Raw genomic sequence first — 15,087 nt, forward strand, 5'->3', positions numbered from 1 at the left:
GAGGTCGCCCGGTGGGATGCTCGTGATGATGTCACCACCTCGGTGGCGTCCGCACCAGTCCCTGGCGGAAGGGGTACTGACGGGGCCTCCCACCCGGGCCGGTCCGCGCCGTAACGTCGGGACCGTGGACAACCAGGCCGAGGTACGCGAGTTCCTGTCGTCGCGGCGCGCGAAGGTGACACCCGAGTCCGCCGGGGTGATCAGCTTCGGCGCCCGCCGGGTCCCGGGTCTGCGCCGGGCGGAGGTGGCTCAGCTGGCCGGGGTCAGCGTGGAGTACTACACCCGCCTGGAGCGCGGCAACCTGGCCGGGGTGTCGGAAGCCGTCCTCGAGGGGTTGGTCTCGGCCCTGCGGTTGGACGAGTCCGAGCGGGCCTACCTGTTCGACCTGGCTCGGGCGGCGTCCGCTCCCGCCACCCCTCGGCGGCCGCGCCGGGCGGCGGAGCTGCGCCCCAGCATCCAACGGCTGCTGGACGCGATGACCGGGCTGCCCGCGTTCGTCCGCAACGGCCGGCTCGACGTGCTGGCCGTCAACGCGATGGGCCGGGCGCTCTACAGCCAGGCGTACGAGGGCCACCGCGGAGCGCAGCCGCTGAACCTGGCCCGCTTCGTGTTCCTCGACCCGCGAGCCCACCTGCTGCACCCGAACTGGTCGGAGTCGGCCAGCACCAGCGTCTCGATCCTGCGGACCGAGGCCGGCCGGAACCCGTACGACAAGGGCCTGACCGATCTGGTCGGCGAGCTGTCCACCCGGAGCGAGGAGTTCCGGACCCGGTGGGCGGCGCACGACGTGCGGCTGCACCGCTCCGGCACCAAGCACTTCCGGCACCCGGCGGTGGGGGACCTCGAGCTCAGCTTCGACGCTCTCGAGCTGCCCGGGGAGGTGGGGCTGACGCTGACCGCCTACAGCGCCGAGCCGGGCACGCCCGCGGCCGACAACCTGGCCCTGCTGGCCAGCTGGGCCGCGACCGCTCGGGTGGCCGAGACCACCGTCGACGACCGGTGAGCGCCTCGCCGTTCGCGCCGTTCCGCCACCGCGCGTTCTTCTGGCTCTGGGTCGGGGTGGTGATCGCCAGCATCGGCACCTGGGGCCAGATGGTCGGCGCCCAGTGGCTGTTCGTGAACGACCCGAACGCGGCCACCATCGTGCCCCTGGTGCAGACGGCGAGCACGCTGCCGATGATGCTGCTGGCCCTGCCCGCCGGGGTGCTGGCCGACGCGTTCGACCGGCGCTCGATGATGATCGTGATCCAGGTCTACGTCGTCGTGGTCGCGGCACTGCTGGCCGTGCTCACCGCCCTTGGCCTGATGCCGCCCGCCCTGCTGCTGGCCTTCACCTTCGCGGTCGGCGCCGGACAGGCGATGCTCTCGCCGACCTGGCAGTCGATCATCACCGAGCTGGTGCCGCGGTCGGAGTTCGCCGCCGCGACCAGGCTCGACATGGTGAGCGTCAACGTGGCCCGGGCCGCCGGCCCGGCCCTGGCGGGCGTCGTGATCGCCACGTGGGGGGTGCCGCCGGTCTTCGCCCTCACCGCGGTCACCGGCTCCGTCCTGGCGATCATCCTGCTGGCCTGGCGACGACCGACCGTTCCGGTGACCTCCCGCGAGCGGTTCCTGCCGGCGCTGCGATCGGGCAGCCGCTACGTCCGTCACGAGCCTGTGGTGCGCACCATCCTGCTGCGGTTCGCGGTGTTCATCTTCCCGGCGGGAGCGGTCTGGGCCCTGCTCCCGCTGATCGCGAGCCAGCAGCTGGGGCAGGCCGCGAGCGGCTACGGTCTGCTGTTCGCCGCGCTGGGTACCGGGGCGGTCGTGGCCGCGCTCGGACTCGGTCCCGTCAAGCGACACCTGTCCTCGAACTCCCTCCTCACCGTCGCCGGGGTCGGCTTCGGGGCCGCCTTCGCCGGGCTGGCCCTGGCCCCGACCATGGGGGTGGCGCTGCCGCTGCTGGTGGTCTGCGGGTTCGGCTGGACCGCGACCGTGGCCACGGCGATCTCCGAGCTCCAGCTGTTCCTGCCCACCTGGGTCCGGGCCCGAGCCATCGCCATCTACCTGATGGTCTTCCTGGGGACGCAGGCCATCGCGGCGCCGCTGTGGGGTCTGCTCACCCAGTACGCCGGCCTGCGCGCCGCGCTGCTCACCGCCGCCGGACTGGTGGCGGTGAGCGCGCTGACCGGGATCGTGCTCCGGGTGCCCGACAGCCAGGGTCTGGACCGCTCGCCGCTGGCCTACTGGGACACCCCGCGGCTGGCGCTGGACCCGGACTCCGCCGACGGCCCCGTCACGGTGTCCATCCAGTACCGCCTCGACGACGCGAACCGGGACGCCTTCCTGGCCGCGATGCCGGCCATGCGGCGCTCCCGACTGCGATCGGGATCGACCCGCTGGGACCTGTACCGGGTCGGGGAGGACCCGCACCTCTACGTCGAGCAGTTCAGCGTGCCCAGCTGGGCCGAGCACGAGCGCCAGCACGAGGTGCGGCTCACGGCCGAGGACAAGGCCATCGAGGACGCCGCCTTCGCGTTCGTCACCGGCGAACCGGTGACCCGGCACCTGCTGCCGGCCACCACGACGACCCCCGCGACGACGACCCCCGACGGGGACCCTAGCCGGAGCTGACCCGCAGGGCCTCGGTCAGGAACTCCAGCATCGTGGTGATCAACAGGGTCCGCGAGTCCACCCGCCGGTACTCGTGGCCCTCGCCGTCGAGCTGGAGGTACTGCACCGGTCGGCCGAGCTCACGCAGCGCCGCCACGATCTGGTGCGCCTCGCCGATCGGCACGTTGGTGTCCAGCTCCCCGTGCACGACCAGCAGCGGCACGGCGATGTTGTCGGCGCGGTGCAGCGGCGAGATCCCGGCCAGCAGACCGGCGTCGGTCACGGGGTCGCCGTACTTGCTGACCGCGGCCGCGGCGATCCAGGGCTCGGTGTCGCGGTAGAAGGTGTGCAGGTCCGACATGCCGCAGATGTCCACCCCGCAAGCGAAGTAGCCCGGGTAGAAGGCGAGCCCGGCCATGGTCAGGTAGCCACCGTACGAGCGACCGGTGATCGCGATCCGGTCCGGGGCGGCGATCCCGAGCCGGACCAGCTCGTCGGCGCTGGTGACCACATCCTCGAAGGCGTCCCGGCGTCCGTGCACGTCGTCGGCGTGCACGAAGGCGCGACCGAAGCCGGACGACCCGCGGATGTTCGGGGCCAGCACCGCGATCCCGGCGGCCAGCATCGCCTGGTGCTGGGGGGAGAAGACGGGGCGCTCCTGCGCTTCGGGTCCGCCGTGCAGCGACAGCATGGCCGGCCCCGGCTCGGTGCGTCCCGGCACCCGGTAGAGCCAGCCGGTCAGCTCGAGGCCGTCGTGAGCGCGGTAGCGGATCAGCTCGGGCTCGACCAGCTCGTACAGGGCCCGGAACGGCACCGCACCGACCCGGGTCCAGCGCAGCGTCCGGGTGCTCAGGCACCACAGCTCGCGGGGCCGGTGCGGACCCTCGACGCTCAGGATCACCCGGCGCCCGTCCCGGCTGAGCAGCGCCCCGGAGGCAACGGCCCCGGGCATCCCCGGCAGCAGCCGACCGACCCCGGTCTCGGTGTCGAACAGCTCGAGCTCGCTGCGTCCGGCCACGTTCCAGACCAGCAGCAGCTGGCGCCCGCTGTCGTCGGCGTCCAGGCTCTCCAGCTCGGCGTCGTCGCGGGCGGCCAGCACGCCCGAGACCCCGCGCCACCCCTCGGCTCCGAGCGGCACCGCCACCAGCTGGCGGCGGGGCAGTCCCGCGTCGGTGCAGACGTAGGCGACCAGGGGCGTCGGGTCGCCCGGCGGTGACGGCCGGATGATCGCCACCTCGGTGGAGCCGGTGGCCGGGTAGGGGAGCAGCGGATGATCTTCGTCGGCGACCCGGTCCACCACCACGCAGAACTGCTTGCCCCGTTGGCCGTCCTTGATGATCAGGAGGTGCTCGTCGACGGACAGGTCGAGCACGCCGAGCAGGTCGCCGGTGGCCAACGGGTGCAGCTCGCCGGTGGTGGGGTCGGCCAGGAAGCAGTGGGTGCGGCCGTCGCCGGCGTAGTCGGGGATCACCACCGTGACCCGGTGGCCGCTCCGGGTCCAGGGACCGAGCTCGGCGTGCTGCTCGGCCGAGCCCGCGACCCGCCGGGCGTCGCGACCGTCCGGCCGCACCACCCACACCTGCGTCCGGACGCCGCCGTCGGTGGCGACCGCGCAGGCCAGCCAGGCGCCGTCGGCGGACCAGCTGACCGACACCACCGGGTCCTGGCCGAAGCTGATCAAGCGGGGTCGGTCGACGCTGCCGTCCATCCGCAGGTCGGAGACGAACACCTGCGGGCTGCCGTTGCGGTCGCTGAGGAAGGCCAGCTGCTCGGCGTGGGGGCTGAGAGTGGGTCCCCAGCTTCCCCAGGCCTCGACCAGCTCGGCACCGAGGTCCGCGGCCGGCACCTGCGGTCCCGATCGCGTCCGGACCGCGCTAGATCCCATGGTGCTGCAGCCACATCTCCAGCAGGGCCAGCTGCCACAGCGCGTTCGAGCCCAGGGTCGTCCGCGTGGTGTTCGGGTCGGCCAGGAGCCGGTCGACCAGGGCCGGGTTGAACAACCCGCGGTCCCGAGCGGCCGAGTCGGTCAGCGCCGTCCGCACCCGGTCCAGATAGGGACCTTCGAGCTGGCGGATCGCCGGAACCGGGAAGTAGCCCTTGGTCCTGTCGATCACCTCGTCCGGCACGACCCCGCGGGCCGCCCGCTTCAGCACGCCCTTGCCGCCGTCGGCGAGCTTCAGTCCCGGCGGGATCCGGCCGGCCAGCTCGACCAGCTCGTGGTCCAGGAACGGCACCCGGGCCTCGAGCCCGGCCGCCATCGTCATGTTGTCGACCCTCTTCACCGGGTCGTCGACCAGCATGATCGTGGTGTCGTTGCGCAACGCGGCATCCACCGACGTCTCGGCCCCGACCCGTCCGAAGCGGTCGGTGATGAAGGCGGTCGGCTCGTCGACCGCAGCCATCCAGTCCGGGTTCAGCACCTCGCCGAGCGCGGCCCACCGCCGGTCGAAGAACACCGACGAGTACGCCTCGACGGCGTTCGTCCGCGGCACCGTGGCCAGCGGGGGATACCAGTCGTACCCACCCAGCACCTCGTCGGCGCCCTGCCCGGACTGCACGACCTTGACGTGCCGGGACACCTCCTGGCTGAGCAGGTAGAAGGCCACGCAGTCGTGGCTGACCATCGGCTCGCTCATCGCGCCGATCGCCGCGTCGATGCCGGGCAGCAGGCGGTCCGACGGGATGGGGATGCGGTGGTGGTCGGTCCCGAAGCGCTCGGCCACCAGGGTCGAGTACTCGAACTCGTCGCCGGACTCCCCGCCGGCGGACTCGAACCCGATGCTGAACGTCTTCAGGTCGTGCTGCCCGGCTTCGGCCAGCAGCGCCACCACCAGGCTGGAGTCGATGCCACCCGACAGCAGCACACCGACCGGCACGTCGGCCACCATCCGGCGGTCGACCGCCGTCCGCAGGGAGGAGAGCAGCGCCTCCTCCCAGTCCTCGTCGGTCCAGTCGGCCTTGTCGGGGTCGCGCGAGAAGTCCGGCTCCCAGTAGAGCCAGTCGCTGCTCGTCGTCCCGTCGGCCTCGATCACCCGGACGGTCGCCGGCGGCAGCTTGGTGACCCCGGCCAGGATCGTCCGCGGCGCCGGCACCACCGAGTGGAACGTCATGTAGTACGACAACGCGGTGACGTCGACGGAGGTGTCCACCCCGCCGGCGGCCAACAGCGCCGGCAGGCTGGAGGCGAACCGGAGCCGGTCGCGGGTGTGGTCCAGGTAGAGCGGCTTGATCCCCAGCCGGTCCCGCCCGAGGACGAGACGGCCGCTCACGTGCTCGTGGATCGCGAACGCGAACATGCCCAGGAAGTGCTCGACGCAGGACAGGCCCCAGTGCGCGTACGCCTTGCCGATCACCTCGGTGTCGGAGGTGGAGAAGAACGAGAACCCGGCACCCTCCAGCTCGGCACGGAGCTGCTGGTAGTTGTAGATGCAGCCGTTGAACACCACGCTCAGTCCGAGCGGGGAGTCCACCATGGGCTGTGAACCGGCCACGCTGAGGTCGATGATCGACAGCCGGCGATGACCCAGCGCGACCGGCCCGCGGGCCCACACGCCCGACCCGTCGGGTCCGCGCGCCTCCTGGCAGTCGTTCATCCGCTCACAGGCGGCGACGTCGGCCGTCCGACCGTCGAACCTGATCTCTCCGGCGAGTCCGCACACGGTGCTTCCCCTTCACTCGTTGATGATCCAGGTGTCCTTCGCCCCGCCGCCCTGGGAGGAGTTGACCACCAGGCTGCCCTCGGGGGCGACGCGGGTGAGCCCCAGCGGGGCGAGCTCGCAGTCGTCCGGCGCCGTTCCGCGAAGGTACACGAAAGCGCGCAGATCCACGTGCCGTGGCTGCAGCGCTCCGGCGTCGAAGGTGGGGTGCGAGGACAGGGCCACGACCTCCTGCGCCACCCAGCCCGCCGGGTCGGCGGCGATCTCGGCGCGCCGCAGGGCGACCGCCGAGGCCGAGGCGTCGGGACCGATCAGCACCCCGTGCCCCCCGTGCCCGTCGACCGGTTTGGTGACGAGCTCGCCGACCCGCTCCAGCACGATCCGGCGCTCCGTCTCGTCGCTGGTGCGGTAGGTCGGCACCGACTCCAGCAGGGGCCGCTCCTGCAGGTAGTAGGCGATCAGCTCCGGCACGTAGCAGTACATCGCCTTGTCGTCGGCCACGCCGTTGCCCGGGGCGTTGGCCAGCACCACATCGCCGGCCACCGCCACCTCGAAGATCTCGGCCCCGATGTGGCGGGCGTCGGTGTCGACCACGTCGACCAGCTCGTCGTCCAGCCGGAGGTAGAGCGCTCCGACCACCTCCCCGGTGGTCCGGTGCCGGACCCGCCCGTCCACCACGTCCAGGTCGTCGGCGGTGACCAGCAGCAGCCCGCCCCGTTCGGCCAGCAACCGGTGCTCGAACCAGGCGGAGGCGCGCGGACCCGAGGAGAACACAGCCGCCGCAGTGCCGGGGCGGGCGTGCCGGAGCAGCGTCGCCTTGATCCGCGGCAGCGCGTCGGTCGGCTGCAGCAGCCCGGCGGGGCGGGGGAGATCGGGCAGCACCGCGTCCAGCAGGTCACGGATGGCGATCGCGTACGCGGCCCCGCTCGGGTTGCGGACGTTGTCCTCCAGCACCCGCCAGCCGCCGAACTCGTTGCGCACGAGGTCGAAGCCCATGATCGGGGCGCGGACGGCTCCGCTCGGCAGCCGCGTCGACTCCGGACGCCAGCCGAGGGCACCGACCACCCGGTCGGCGGGCAGGACCCCGTCGGCCAGCACCCGCTGCGGACCGTACACGTCGGCCAGGAAGAACTCGATCGCCCGGGCCCGCTGGATCAGGCCCGCCCGCAGGTTCTCCCACTCGTGCGCCCGGAGGACCCGCGGGACCAGGTCGACGGCGAAGCGCCGCGCCTCCTGCTCGACGCCGAAGGTCAGCTCGTGCTCGTCGGTCCAGGCGTCGCGGCGGTCCTCCGCCTGACGCCAGGCCTCGGGTCCCCGGGTGCGGAAGTGCTCGATGATGTCGGCGTAGACGGGTCGGGGCCGGTGTCCCAGGCCGACGGCCTCGTCCCCGGCCCGTGGACGGTAGGAGCGCAGCTCCGGCACCTGGGCCGGCAGTCCCCCCGCGGGTCCCTGGGTCTCGTTGACCACCAGCTCCACGACGTCGTCGAGCTCACCGCGCTCGGCGAGCGCCGCCCGCTGACGGTCCGCGGAGTTGCCCCGGGCCAGGGCGGTCTCGACCAGCTGCTCGACCTCGTCGAGGTCGTCCAGCTCGGTGAGGAAGGGTCGCAGCCGGTCGACCAGACCCCGGACCGCCTGGGCGGCGGGGACGGGGCGGGGGTGGCGGCTGTCGTCGAGCAGCTCACTGGTCATCCCGCCGCGAGCCGCCCGCCAGATCGCCGCCCGGTGGATGGGGGCGGGGAAGGGGACGAAGGGCTTGGCCTCGGCGATCTCGTGCTCGGCCGAGCGGATCAGGGCCCGGAACAGCCCGGCGATCAGGATCGCGTCGTCGACGATCGGGCACGCGTCGCAGACGCGCAGCTCCAGGGTCGGGGCGTGCGCGGACGGGCGGACGTCGAAGTAGGCCATCTTGCGGTCGGCGATGACCCCGCTGTTGATCAGGTCGTCGAGCAGCTCGTCGTACTCCTGGGCGGACTCGATCCGACCGGTCGCGCCCGCACTCGGCCAGCGCTGCCAGATGATCGTCCGGATGCTGGAGTAGCCGGTGTCCTGGCCGTTCCAGAACGGCGAGCTGGCCGACAGGGCCAGCAGGATCGGCAGGTGCCGCGCCACCCGCTGCATGATCTGGACGGCCAGGTCGCGGTTGGACACCCCCACGTGGATCTGCAGCCCGCAGATCAGCTGCTCGTCGACCAGCAGCCGGTACTGCTCCTGCATCCGGCCGTAGCGGCCGGTGGCCGTCAGCTCGAAGTCGGCGAACACCGACCGGGGGGCGGTCCCGGCCGAGGCGATGCCCAGGCCCTCCTCGGCCGCGACCTCGGCCAGGCCACGCCGCAGCCGGACCAGCTCCGCGCGCAGCTCGGCCAGGCTCGACACCACCTCGGTGTTGGTCTCGACCGTCGTCCGCTGGATCTCGGCCGAGTAGTTGTCCCCGGGCAGCCGGGACAGGACCTGCGGGGCACGGGCCGACAGGCTCCAGCTCTCGAGGTCGATCAGGTGCAGCTCTTCCTCGGCACCCAGCGTCAGCTCCGCGCTCATCGTCAGCAATCTAGACCGGCGTCCGTTACCTGACCGACACGCCGTCCGGACTCACGCCGTGCCGTACGATCCCGTGCGTGACGAGAGCCTTCTCCGCGACCGGGCTCGCCCTGACCGCGGTCTTCGTCGGGATCATCGCCGCCCTCGGTCTCGTCCCGGCCCTGGCGGTCCCCGGGGTCGCCGTGCCGATCACCCTGCAGACGCTGGGCGTGATGCTGGCGGGCGCGGTGCTGGGGCGCTGGCGGGGGGCGGCGGCGGTGGTGGTGTTCCTGCTGCTGGTGGCGCTCGGTCTGCCGCTGCTGGCCGGTGGTCGCGGGGGGCTGGGCGTGTTCTTCGGGCCGAGTGCGGGCTTCCTGGTCGGCTTCCCGGTCGCCGCCTTCGTGATCGGCTGGCTCAGCGAGCGGCTGGACACGGCGCGGTCGCTGGCCAAGGGGATCGCGGTGAACGTGGTCGGCGGCATCGTCGTCCTCTACCTCTTCGGCATCGCCGGGATGGCGCTGGTGCTGCACCTCAGCCTGCTCCAGGCCGCCACCGCGGCGCTGGTGTTCCTCCCCGGCGACGTCATCAAGGCCGTGCTGGCCGCCCTGGTCGCGCGCGGTGCGCACCAGGCCGTGCCCGGGTTGCTGCCGGAGATGCCGCGAGCCGACCGGGAGCCGGTCGGGGTGTGATCACCCCGGCGGCGCTCCGGACCGCGTACGCCGGCGGTGGCACCATCCGGCTGACCACCTCCGGGACCTCCGGGCGGCCGCGCCGGGTGGTGCGGACCGCGGCGTCCTGGGTGGACAGCTTCGACGTGGTGGCGGGGTTGTGCGGTCTCGACGGCAGCAGTCGCGCCTGGGTCCCGGGGCCGGTCGCCGCGAGCATGAACGCGTACGCGGTGTGCCTGGCCGATCACGTCGGGGCGTCCCTGACCGGGCTCCCCGGTGGCGCCACCCACGTGTTCTGCACGCCGGCCGCCCTGGCCGCCCTGCTGGAAGAGGACCCCGCACCGCTGACCGTCGTGGTGGCGGGGGACCGGTTGGCGCCGTCCCTGGCCGACCGGGCCGAAGCGAGCGGCCACACCGTGCACCACTACTACGGCGCGGCGCAGCTGTCGTTCGTCGGCTGGGGCCGGGACGCCGACTCCCTGCGGCTGTTTCCCGCCGTGGCCGTCGAGGTCGACGGCGGCGAGCTGTGGGTGAGCTCGCCGTGGCTCTGCCTTCGCGAGGAGGGCGAGCCCGCCGTGCTGCGGTCCTCGGTCCGGCACGGGCGGACGTGGCTGAGCGTGGGCGACCGTGGGTCCCTCTCCGACGATGGGCGACTCGTCGTCCGCGGCCGGTCCGACGCCGTCACCACCGCCGGGGCCACCGTCATCCTGGCCGACGTGGAGGCGGCGCTGCGTCCGCACGCCCGGGGCGAGGTGGTCGTGGTCGGCCGACCACACCGGCGACTGGGCGCGGTGCTGGTCGCGGTCTGCACCGATCCGGCCGACGCCGCGGCCCTGCCGGCGGTCGCCCGGCGCGCTCTGCCGGCCAGCCATCGTCCGCGCCGGTGGTCGGTGGTGGAGACGTTCCCGGTGACGGCGGCGGGCAAGGTGGACCGCGACGGGATCACGGCGTCATGACGGTCGCCGTCGTCGCGGCGCGACGGACCCCGATCGGCACCGCCGGCCACGGACTGGCCGCGCTGACGGCCGCGGACCTGGCCGCCGCGGTGCTGCCGCCGCTGCTGGTCGACGCGGGACTGACGGCCCAGGACGTGACCGAGGTGGTGCTCGGCAACTGCACCGGTCCGGGCGGCGACCTGGCCCGCGTGGCCGCGCTGCAGGCCGGGCTGGGGGTGACCGTGCCGGGGTTGACCGTCGACCGGCAGTGCGGCAGCGGACTGGCGGCGCTGGTCGTCGGCGCGGCCCTGGTGGAGGACGGACGGGCGGTGCTGGCGGGTGGCGTCGAGTCCGCCTCGACGTCGACCCGACCGGGTCGGGCTCCCTTCGCCCCCGCCGGACTGGGCGATCCGGAGATGGGGGAGGCGGCCGATCTGGTGGCCGCTGCCGCCGGGATCAGCCGCGAGCGGCAGGACGCGTACGCTCTGCGCTCCCACCGACGAGCCGTCGCCGCCGCCGACGACGGCCGGTTCGCGGCCGAGCTCGTCCCCGTCGGCGGACTGAGCCGCGACGAGCGTCCCCGACCGGGCATGACCGGCGAGCGGCTCGCCCGGATGCGACCGATCTTCTCCGCCGGCGGCACCGCCACCGCCGGCACCTCCTGCGGCATCAACGACGGGGCGGCGGTGGTCGCGCTGGTGACCGAGGCGGACCGGGTCCGGCGCGGGCTGCCGGGTCTGCGCCTGCTGGCCTCGGCCACTGTCGGGATCTCGCCCCGCACCCCCGGTCTCGGCCTCGTCCCGGCCGCGCGCGCCGCTCTCGACCGGGCCGGCGTCGGTCTGGACGACATCGCGGTGATCGAGCTCAACGAGGCGTTCGCCGGCCAGGTGCTGGCCTGCTGCGACGCCCTCGCACTGGCGCCGGAACGGGTCTGTCTCGAGGGCGGGGCGATCGCGCTCGGACATCCGTGGGGCGCCTCCGGGGCGGTGCTCGCGGTCCGGTTGTTCACCCAGCTGGTGCGTGCCGGCCGGGTGGGGGCGCTGGGGCTGGCGGCGATCGCCGTCGGCGGCGGTCAGGGTGTGGCGATCGTGGTGGAATCGTGCCGCTGATCGACGTGGACGGGGTGAGCCACGCCTATCCCGCTCAGCGCCGACCGGTCCTGCAGGACGTGACCGTCCACCTGACCGAGCGTCGGATCGGGGTGATCGGGGCCAACGGCTCCGGCAAGTCCACCTTCGCACGCCTGCTCAACGGGTTGGTCGTCCCGCAGACCGGCACCGTCACCGTCGACGGTCACGACACCCGCCGGGACGGGAGACGCGTCCGGCAGCTGGTCGGCTTCTGCTTCACCGATCCCGACGCGCAGATCGTCATGCCCACGGTGGCCGAGGACGTGGCCTTCAGCCTGCGCCGCCGCGACCTGCGCGGGCAGCGGCTGGAGGATCGGGTCCGGGCCGTGCTCGCCCGGTTCGGCCTCGACGCCCATGCCGACCACCCGGCCCACCTGCTGTCGGGTGGGCAGAAGCAGCTGCTGGCCCTGGCCTCGGTGCTGGTGACCGAGCCCGCCCTCCTGGTGCTGGACGAGCCGACCACGCTGCTCGACCTGCGCAACGCCGCCCTGATCGCCGACCTGGTCGCCGGGCTGGCCGAGCAGGTGGTGCTGCTCACCCACCAGCTCGAGCTGCTGGACGGCTTCGACCGGGTGCTGGTCTTCGACGAGGGGCGGCTGGTGGCGGACGCGGACCCGGCGACGGCGGTCGAGCACTACCGGCGGCTGATGCGGGCCCGTCGGTGAGTCTGCTCGGCCTGTACGTCCCCGGGGGCTCGCTCCTGCACCGGGCACCGGCCGGAGCCAAGCTCCTCGCCCTGATCGGGGTGGCCGTCGGGTGCCAGCTGCTGGACCGGTGGTGGCAGCGCTGCGCGCTGCTGGTCGTGGTGCTGCTGCTCTATCCGCTGGCCCGGGTCGGTCTCGGTCTCGCGCTGCGGCAGCTGCGGTCGCTGGGGTGGGTGCTGCTCGCGATCGCCGTCGCCCAGGTCCTCGTCGCGGACTGGCAGGTCGCGGTGTCCGTCACCGCGACAGTCCTGCTGCTGGTGCTGGCGGCGGGACTGGTGACCCTGACGACCACGACCACCGCCCTGACCGACGTGGTGGTCCGGGTGCTCGGCCCGTTCCGGCGGTTCGGGGTCGCCCCCGAGCGGGTGGGACTGCTGCTCGCCCTGTCCATCCGGGCCGTGCCGGTGGTGCTCGGGCTGGCCGAGCAGCTCCGCGACGCCCAGCGGGCGCGGGGGCTGCCCACCCGGGCCCGCACGTTCGCGGTGCCGCTGCTGGTGCGGGCCCTGCGGCACGCTCAGCAGATGGGTGACGCCCTGGTCGCCCGGGGCCTGGACGACTGAGCCGGCGGGCGCGGCACGGCGAGGGGGGCGGTCAGCGGCGCGTGCTCGGCACCACCACGCCGGCGGAGCCCCCGCCACGGCGGGTGGGTTCGGCGGCGGCCAGCACGTAGCCGCCCGGACGGAACTCCAGGGCCGTCACCGCCCCGATCTCGGCCGGGTTCGGGGCGAACGCGTACCCGCGTGACCTCAGCGCCTCGCCGTACCGCTCGATGAACGCCGGTTCGGCCGTCACCTCCGCGGCGTTGCGGTGGGAGGCGCGGGGGGCGGCGACAGCCTCGGGCAGGGTCAGGCCGAGATCGATCCGGTTGACCAGGGTCTGCAGCACGGTGGTGATGATCGTCGAGCCGCCCGGCGAGCCGACGGCGTACACGGGCCGGCCCTGACGGTCCAGCACGATGGTCGGCGACATCGACGACCGCGGCCGCTTGCCCCCCTGGATCCGGTTCGGATCGGTGGCGACGTAGGCGGCGCTGAAGTCGGTCAGCTCGTTGTTCAGCAAAAAGCCGCGACCCGGGACCACGATGCCGGAGCCGCCGGTCTGCTCGATCGTCAACGTGTACGAGACCACGTTGCCCCAGCGGTCGGAGGTGACCAGGTGGGTCGTGGACCTGCCCTGGTCGGTGGTGGCCGACGCACCGGCCGTACGGCAGCCGCGGCCGCTCAGATCCCCCTTGGCGGTCGGTGTGACCAGGGCCTGCTGGCGGGGGATCTGGCAGGCCCGGCTGTCGGCGAACCGCTGGGAGAGCAGGGCCTCGGTCGGCACCGGCACGAAAGCGGGATCGCCGACGTACGCGGCCCGGTCGGCGAAGGCCAGCGCCGACGCGTCGAGGTAGTAGTGCAGCGCCCGCGGCGTGGACATCCGGCCCAGGTTCACCGTGTCGAGGATGTTCAGGGCCTCGCCGACGGTGGTGCCCCCCGACGACGAGGGCGCCATCCCGTACACGTCGAGATCCCGGTAGCGGACGACTGTCGGTGCCTGGTCGACCACCCCGTACGCCGCCAGGTCCGACGACGTCAGGTACCCGGGCCTGACCGGCAGGGTGGCGTCGGGCTCCTTGGCCGGCCGCCGCACGGTGCGCACGATCTCGTCGGCGAGCGGTCCGCGGTACATCACCCGCGCACCGTCCCGGGCCATCGCGCGGTAGGTCTCGGCGAGCTCGGGGTTGCGGAAGATCGACCGGACCGCAGGGGCGTCGCCGTCGGGCAGGTAGAGCTTCGCGGTGGGGGTGATCTGGGCGAACCGCTCCTTGTTCTGGAGGGTCTGGTCGCGGAAGGTCTGGTCGACCTCGAACCCGCGGTCGGCGAGCCGGATCGCCGGCTGCAGGTTGGCGGCCAGGGACTTGCGGCCCCAGCGCTGCAGGGCTCGCTCCCAGGTGGCGGGGGTGCCCGGCACACCGACCGACGTGCCGCTGGTGACGAGCTGCTCCATCGGGTACGGCTTCCCGCTGACCGGGTCGGTGAAGGCGGTGCCGGGCATGGTCGTCGGGGCGGTCTCCCGGCCGTCGATGGTCTGCACGCGCCGCGTCTTCGCGTCGTAGTAGACGAGGTAACCGCCACCACCGATGCCGGCCGAGTAGGGCTCGGTCACGCCGAGGGCGGCCGCCGTGGCCACCGCCGCGTCCACCGCGTTGCCGCCGTCCCGCAGCACCCGCAGGCCCGCGGCGGTCGCCTCCGGGTCCACACTGGCCACCGCACCGCCCCACCCGTACGCCGTCGGGTTCTTCCGGGTCGCGCGCTGCTGCTCGGCTCCCGGGTCGGCTCCGGCCGTGGTGGGCGAGGTGCCGACGAGGAGAGTGCCGGCGAGGCAGAGGCCGAGCAGGCCGGCACCCGCCCGCTGGAGAGTGCGTCGAGCCATGCGGGAGCTCCTCAAGATGGGGACCCCCTTCCTACCCCGAACGCACGCTCTCAGTCCAGGTGGTCCGGATCCGGTGCGGCCAGCAGCCGGCGGACACCTGCGCGGGTGAGCATCAGCAGCAGGATCAGCGCGGTCACCGCGACGAACCCCCCGAGCTGGACCGAGTCCCCGAACAGCCACGCGACGAGCTCCAGCACGACGAGCTTGCTGCCGGCCATCACCAGCAGCAGCGACGCGGCAGCCAGTCCCTTGCCGATCGGTCTGCGGGCGGCGGTGAAGCGCACCTTGACCCGGTTCTTGAGAAGGACCACGACCTCGAGCACGGCCTTGAGCAGGATCGCGGTCAGCAGCGACAGCACGAAGGTCTCGGTGATCATGGCCGGGACGAACTGGGTGGCCAGGTTGAGCACGATGACGTAGGCGAACACGTCGACCACGTCGGCCGGGGCCAACCGGCGTCGCCTCATCGGGCG

12 protein-coding genes are annotated in these 15,087 nt (G+C 73.4%); 7 read left to right on the forward strand and 5 right to left on the reverse strand.

Going from position 1 to position 15,087, the window contains the following annotated elements; all coding sequences use genetic code 11:
• The first annotated feature begins 124 nt into the window (after window positions 1-124).
• Both ABD714_RS19340 and ABD714_RS19345 read left to right on the forward strand, forming a co-directional pair.
• Window positions 125-1,003 carry a helix-turn-helix transcriptional regulator gene (locus ABD714_RS19340; RefSeq protein ID WP_344814084.1) on the forward strand — a complete coding sequence of 293 codons (879 nt, stop codon included), beginning with the start codon at window positions 125-127 and terminating at the stop codon, window positions 1,001-1,003.
• The gene (locus ABD714_RS19345) at window positions 1,000-2,613 is read left to right on the forward strand and encodes an MFS transporter (protein WP_344814085.1); all 1,614 of its coding nucleotides are present in this window, start codon (window positions 1,000-1,002) and stop codon (window positions 2,611-2,613) included. The genes ABD714_RS19340 and ABD714_RS19345 overlap by 4 nt, the downstream gene beginning before the upstream one ends.
• On the opposite strand, the gene ABD714_RS19350 is transcribed toward ABD714_RS19345, so the two are convergent.
• The 3 genes from ABD714_RS19350 to ABD714_RS19360 are packed head-to-tail and all read right to left on the reverse strand — an operon-like array spanning window position 2,600 to window position 8,783.
• Entirely contained in the window at window positions 2,600-4,438 is a 1,839-nt protein-coding gene (locus ABD714_RS19350; RefSeq protein ID WP_344814086.1) for a S9 family peptidase, read from the reverse strand. The genes ABD714_RS19345 and ABD714_RS19350 overlap by 14 nt on opposite strands.
• A 28-nt stretch (window positions 4,439-4,466) precedes the next feature.
• The gene (locus tag ABD714_RS19355; protein ID WP_344814087.1) at window positions 4,467-6,251 is read right to left on the reverse strand and encodes an N-acetylglutaminylglutamine amidotransferase; all 1,785 of its coding nucleotides are present in this window, start codon (window positions 6,249-6,251) and stop codon (window positions 4,467-4,469) included.
• Window positions 6,252-6,263: 12 nt separating this feature from the next.
• On the reverse strand, window positions 6,264-8,783 hold the full coding sequence (locus tag ABD714_RS19360) for a glutamate--cysteine ligase (RefSeq protein ID WP_344814088.1): 2,520 nt from the start codon (window positions 8,781-8,783) through the stop codon (window positions 6,264-6,266).
• Window positions 8,784-8,860: 77 nt separating this feature from the next.
• On the opposite strand from ABD714_RS19360, the gene ABD714_RS19365 reads away from it, so the two are divergent.
• Genes ABD714_RS19365 through ABD714_RS19385 form a run of 5 tightly spaced genes read left to right on the forward strand, consistent with a single transcriptional unit; the run spans window position 8,861 to window position 12,759 of the window.
• Window positions 8,861-9,451, forward strand: coding sequence for a biotin transporter BioY (locus ABD714_RS19365; RefSeq protein WP_344814089.1), 591 nt, complete (start codon window positions 8,861-8,863; stop codon window positions 9,449-9,451).
• A complete protein-coding gene (locus ABD714_RS19370; protein ID WP_344814090.1) occupies window positions 9,448-10,386 on the forward strand; it encodes an AMP-binding enzyme in 939 nt (312 codons plus the stop codon). The genes ABD714_RS19365 and ABD714_RS19370 overlap by 4 nt, the downstream gene beginning before the upstream one ends.
• The gene (locus tag ABD714_RS19375) at window positions 10,383-11,474 is read left to right on the forward strand and encodes a thiolase family protein (RefSeq protein WP_344814091.1); all 1,092 of its coding nucleotides are present in this window, start codon (window positions 10,383-10,385) and stop codon (window positions 11,472-11,474) included. Before ABD714_RS19370 ends, ABD714_RS19375 begins: the two co-directional genes overlap by 4 nt.
• The gene (locus tag ABD714_RS19380; protein WP_344814092.1) at window positions 11,465-12,160 is read left to right on the forward strand and encodes an energy-coupling factor ABC transporter ATP-binding protein; all 696 of its coding nucleotides are present in this window, start codon (window positions 11,465-11,467) and stop codon (window positions 12,158-12,160) included. The genes ABD714_RS19375 and ABD714_RS19380 overlap by 10 nt, the downstream gene beginning before the upstream one ends.
• Window positions 12,157-12,759 carry an energy-coupling factor transporter transmembrane component T family protein gene (locus ABD714_RS19385; protein WP_344814093.1) on the forward strand — a complete coding sequence of 201 codons (603 nt, stop codon included), beginning with the start codon at window positions 12,157-12,159 and terminating at the stop codon, window positions 12,757-12,759. The genes ABD714_RS19380 and ABD714_RS19385 overlap by 4 nt, the downstream gene beginning before the upstream one ends.
• A 31-nt stretch (window positions 12,760-12,790) precedes the next feature.
• On the opposite strand, the gene ggt is transcribed toward ABD714_RS19385, so the two are convergent.
• Together ggt and ABD714_RS19395 are read right to left on the reverse strand one after the other, a co-directional pair.
• Window positions 12,791-14,614 (reverse strand): gamma-glutamyltransferase, encoded by a 1,824-nt coding sequence (gene ggt, locus ABD714_RS19390; RefSeq protein ID WP_344814094.1) that lies wholly within the window; start codon window positions 14,612-14,614, stop codon window positions 12,791-12,793.
• A gap of 50 nt (window positions 14,615-14,664) precedes the next feature.
• On the reverse strand, window positions 14,665-15,081 hold the full coding sequence (locus ABD714_RS19395; RefSeq protein WP_344814095.1) for a hypothetical protein: 417 nt from the start codon (window positions 15,079-15,081) through the stop codon (window positions 14,665-14,667).
• Window positions 15,082-15,087: the final 6 nt, after the last annotated feature.

Source organism: Microlunatus aurantiacus (genome assembly GCF_039536605.1).
GTDB lineage: Bacteria > Actinomycetota > Actinomycetes > Propionibacteriales > Propionibacteriaceae > Microlunatus > Microlunatus aurantiacus.

Bases quoted from the DNA above. Each gene is read 5' to 3' on its own strand.
- ABD714_RS19360 (WP_344814088.1), bottom strand. From the start codon at position 8,783: ATGAGCGCGGAGCTGACGCTGGGTGCCGAGGAAGAGCTGCACCTGATC.
- ABD714_RS19375 (WP_344814091.1), top strand. From the start codon at position 10,383: ATGACGGTCGCCGTCGTCGCGGCGCGACGGACCCCGATCGGCACCGCC.
- ggt (WP_344814094.1), bottom strand. From the start codon at position 14,614: ATGGCTCGACGCACTCTCCAGCGGGCGGGTGCCGGCCTGCTCGGCCTC.
- ABD714_RS19395 (WP_344814095.1), bottom strand. From the start codon at position 15,081: ATGAGGCGACGCCGGTTGGCCCCGGCCGACGTGGTCGACGTGTTCGCC.